4 protein-coding genes are annotated in these 3,372 nt (G+C 72.1%); all 4 read left to right on the top strand.

Translation table 11 applies throughout. The features are described 5' to 3' along the window. Nucleotides 1-141: 141 nt before the first annotated feature. Complete coding sequence (locus tag AC2W7G_RS12160) at nucleotides 142-561, top strand: VOC family protein (RefSeq protein ID WP_485868673.1); 420 nt, start codon at nucleotides 142-144, stop codon at nucleotides 559-561. Nucleotides 562-642: 81 nt separating this feature from the next. After that, entirely contained in the window at nucleotides 643-2,337 is a 1,695-nt protein-coding gene (gene ilvD, locus AC2W7G_RS12155; protein WP_485868672.1) for a dihydroxy-acid dehydratase, read from the top strand. Nucleotides 2,338-2,361: 24 nt separating this feature from the next. Next, the gene (locus AC2W7G_RS12150) at nucleotides 2,362-3,018 is read left to right on the top strand and encodes an SseB family protein (RefSeq protein WP_485868671.1); all 657 of its coding nucleotides are present in this window, start codon (nucleotides 2,362-2,364) and stop codon (nucleotides 3,016-3,018) included. Next, entirely contained in the window at nucleotides 3,015-3,272 is a 258-nt protein-coding gene (locus AC2W7G_RS12145; RefSeq protein WP_485868670.1) for a hypothetical protein, read from the top strand. The genes AC2W7G_RS12150 and AC2W7G_RS12145 overlap by 4 nt, the downstream gene beginning before the upstream one ends. The last annotated feature ends 100 nt before the right edge of the window (nucleotides 3,273-3,372 follow it).

Below are 3,372 nucleotides of genomic sequence, written 5' to 3'. Positions count from 1 at the left end.
CACCTGGGCGCAGGTGCCGGCGTGCGTGCTGGCCGCACGGCGCCCGGCGCCGTCAGCCGCGTCCAGGACCGCACACGGGAGGAAGACGCCGCCCCCGCGTGACTCCTAGCGTGGTCGCACCACCTCGACGAAGGAGACGACATGCGCATCGCCGCGGCTCAGCTGTGGGTCCACGACCAGGACGTGGCCCTGGACTTCTGGACGAACAAGGTCGGCATGCAGGTGCAGGCCGACGTCACCGTGCCCGAGATGGGCGACTTCCGCTGGCTCACCGTCGCCCCGCTCGGGCAGGAGGACGTCGCGATCGTCCTCATGGCCGTGCCGGGCGAGCCGATGCTGACCGACGCCGGCCGCCAGGAGGTGCTGGACCTCGTGGCGAAGGGCTTGGCCGGCACCGCCTTCCTCGTGGTGGACGACTGCCGCGCCGCCTACGAGGAGCTCGTGGCGCGCGGCGTCGAGTTCACCGAGAAGCCCGAGGAGCGCCCGTACGGCGTCGACTGCGGCTTCCGCGACCCGTCCGGCAACAGCGTGCGCCTCACCGAGCCGCGCCCGATGGGCTGAGCGAGGGGCGTCCGCGCCGCCGCGTCCCAGCATGGCGACACCCCGCGCTCGGGCGTGTCGGCCCGGCGTACGCTGTGACGCATGGCGCAGACCCCCGACAAGCCCGAGATCGACATCAAGCCGCGCAGCCGCACCGTCACGGACGGCATCGAGGCCACGGCCTCGCGCGGCATGCTGCGAGCCGTCGGCATGGGCGACGACGACTGGGAGAAGCCCCAGATCGGCGTCGCGTCCAGCTGGAACGAGATCACCCCCTGCAACCTGTCGCTCGACCGGCTGGCGAAGGCGTCGAAGGTCGGCGTGCACGCCGCCGGCGGCTACCCGCTGGAGTTCGGCACCATCTCCGTCTCCGACGGCATCTCGATGGGCCACGAGGGCATGCACTTCTCGCTCGTGAGCCGCGAGGTCATCGCCGACTCGGTCGAGACGGTCATGATGGCCGAGCGCCTGGACGGCTCCGTCCTGCTGGCCGGCTGCGACAAGTCGCTGCCGGGCATGCTCATGGCCGCGGCGCGCCTGGACCTGGCCAGCGTCTTCCTCTACGCCGGCTCGATCATGCCGGGCAAGGTCGACGGCGAGGACGTCACCCTCATCGACGGCTTCGAGGGCGTCGGCGCCTGCATGAAGGGCCTCATCACCCGCGAGCAGCTGGACAAGATCGAGCGCGCGATCTGCCCCGGCGAGGGCGCGTGCGGCGGCATGTACACCGCCAACACGATGGCGTCGGTCGCCGAGGCGATCGGCATGAGCCTGCCCGGCTCGGCCGCCCCGCCGGCGCCCGACCGCCGCCGCGACGGGTTCGCCGAGGCGTCCGGCCAGGCGGTCGTGAACCTGCTCCGCCAGGGCATCACGGCTCGCGACATCATGACCAAGAAGGCGTTCGAGAACGCCATCGCGATCGTCATGGCGCTCGGCGGCTCGACCAACGCCGTGCTCCACCTGCTGGCCATCGCCCGCGAGGCCGAGGTCGACCTGACGCTGGACGACTTCACCCGCATCGGCGACAAGGTGCCGCACCTGGGCGACCTCAAGCCGTTCGGCAAGTACGTCATGTACGACGTCGACCGCGTCGGCGGCATCCCGGTCATCATGAAGGCGCTGCTGGACGCCGGCCTCATGCACGGCGACACCCTCACGGTCACCGGCAAGACGATGGAGGAGAACCTCGCCGACCTGGACGTGAAGCTCGACGGCGACGTCATCCGTCCGCTCGACCGCCCGATCCACCGCAACGGCGGCATCACCGTGCTGAACGGCTCGCTCGCCCCCGGCGGTGCGGTCGTCAAGAGCGCGGGCTTCGACACCGACGTCTTCCGCGGCACCGCGCGCGTCTTCGACGGCGAGCGCGCGGCCATGGACGCGCTGGAGGACGGCACGATCGTCGCCGGCGACGTCGTGGTCATCCGCTACGAGGGCCCCAAGGGTGGCCCGGGCATGCGCGAGATGCTCAAGATCACCGGCGCCATCAAGGGCGCGGGCCTGGGCAAGGACGTCCTGCTGCTCACCGACGGCCGCTTCTCCGGCGGCACGACCGGCCTGTGCGTCGGCCACGTCGCCCCCGAGGCGGTCGACGGCGGACCCATCGCGTTCGTCAAGGACGGCGACCCGATCGTCCTGGACGTGGCGAACAAGACCCTCGAGGTCGAGGTGGAGCCCGAGGAGCTCGAGGCCCGCAAGGTCGGCTGGGAGCCGCTGCCCCCGCGCTACACCAAGGGCGTCCTGGCCAAGTACCGCAAGCTCGTCGGCTCCGCCTCCGACGGCGCCGTCCTGGGCTGAGCCCGGCTACATAGGAGCATCACGATGAGCGGCCCGGTCTTCGCCACACGGTGGGAGTTCTTCTACGCCACCGTGCTGGTGGCGGTCGACCAGGCCACGCAGGTCCTCTTCGGCGGTGAGGTCTCGCCTGGCCAGCAGGCCGTGTGCGTCTGGACCAGTGACGCGGGGGCCGTCGCCGCGGTTCCGGCCGAGGGGTTCGACCTGCGGCAGATCGCCGTGCGCGACCTCGTCGCCATGCTGCCGGACGACGTCGCGGTCGCGGTCGACCCGGGTCAGCCGGCCGGCATGCTGGTGGAGCCCGCGCACGTCGTGGACCTCAAGCGCTACCTGCACCCGTTCCCGGTCGGCGCGCGGTGCGAGTTCAAGGTCTGGACCGACCTGCCGGCACCCGTCCGTGAGGCTCTGGCGCGCGAGGTGGGCGCCCGCCCGTTCATCGACGAGGTCCGCGCCTTCTTGTACACGGTCGACGACGGGCCGTACCTGGGCTGCATCGCCTACTCCACGACCGCAGGTCCTGAGGGGCAGGACAGCGCCGTCGGCGCCATACGGACGGCGCTGGACGCCTCGGCCGACCTGCCCATGCTCGACGTCGCGGCCGTCAACGTCGTCGGACTGGCGGACGTCCCGGCCGACGTCCGCGCGGGGCTGCCGCCGGAGACGCTCGTCCACGAGGCGTCGTGAACGTCGACGACGTGCGGGCGGCGATCGCCGTCTCCGACGAGCCCGGCCTGCACATGAGGCTCGGCAGGGACGACGGCCGCCTGCCGCGGCTGGACAACACGGCCGTGCTGCTGGAGCGCGAGGACGGGACGTGGTTCACCGCGTTCTTCGAGCGCGGCCGCTACCAGCACCCGGAGTCCCACGCGAGCGAGGACGCTGCCCGCCGAGGCTTCCTGGCGATGGTGCAGATGAGCCCCGCGCCGGGCACCCGGTGACCAGCTTCCTAACGGTCGTCGCCGGCGCGCTGCGCGACGAGGGCCACCACGTCGACGGCGTGACGGGGTGCGGGGCGACCCCGCGACGGCGAGCGTCGCA

Source organism: Aeromicrobium sp. PFPM2_SD2 (assembly GCF_057364525.1).
The sequence above is the reverse complement of the archived record's forward strand: the minus strand, read 5'-3'. Positions and strand labels throughout refer to the sequence as shown.

Coding starts and splice junctions, on each gene's coding strand:
- AC2W7G_RS12160 (WP_485868673.1), top strand. CDS start 142: ATGCGCATCGCCGCGGCTCAGCTGTGGGTCCACGACCAGGACGTGGCC.
- AC2W7G_RS12150 (WP_485868671.1), top strand. CDS start 2,362: ATGAGCGGCCCGGTCTTCGCCACACGGTGGGAGTTCTTCTACGCCACC.
- ilvD (WP_485868672.1), top strand. CDS start 643: ATGGCGCAGACCCCCGACAAGCCCGAGATCGACATCAAGCCGCGCAGC.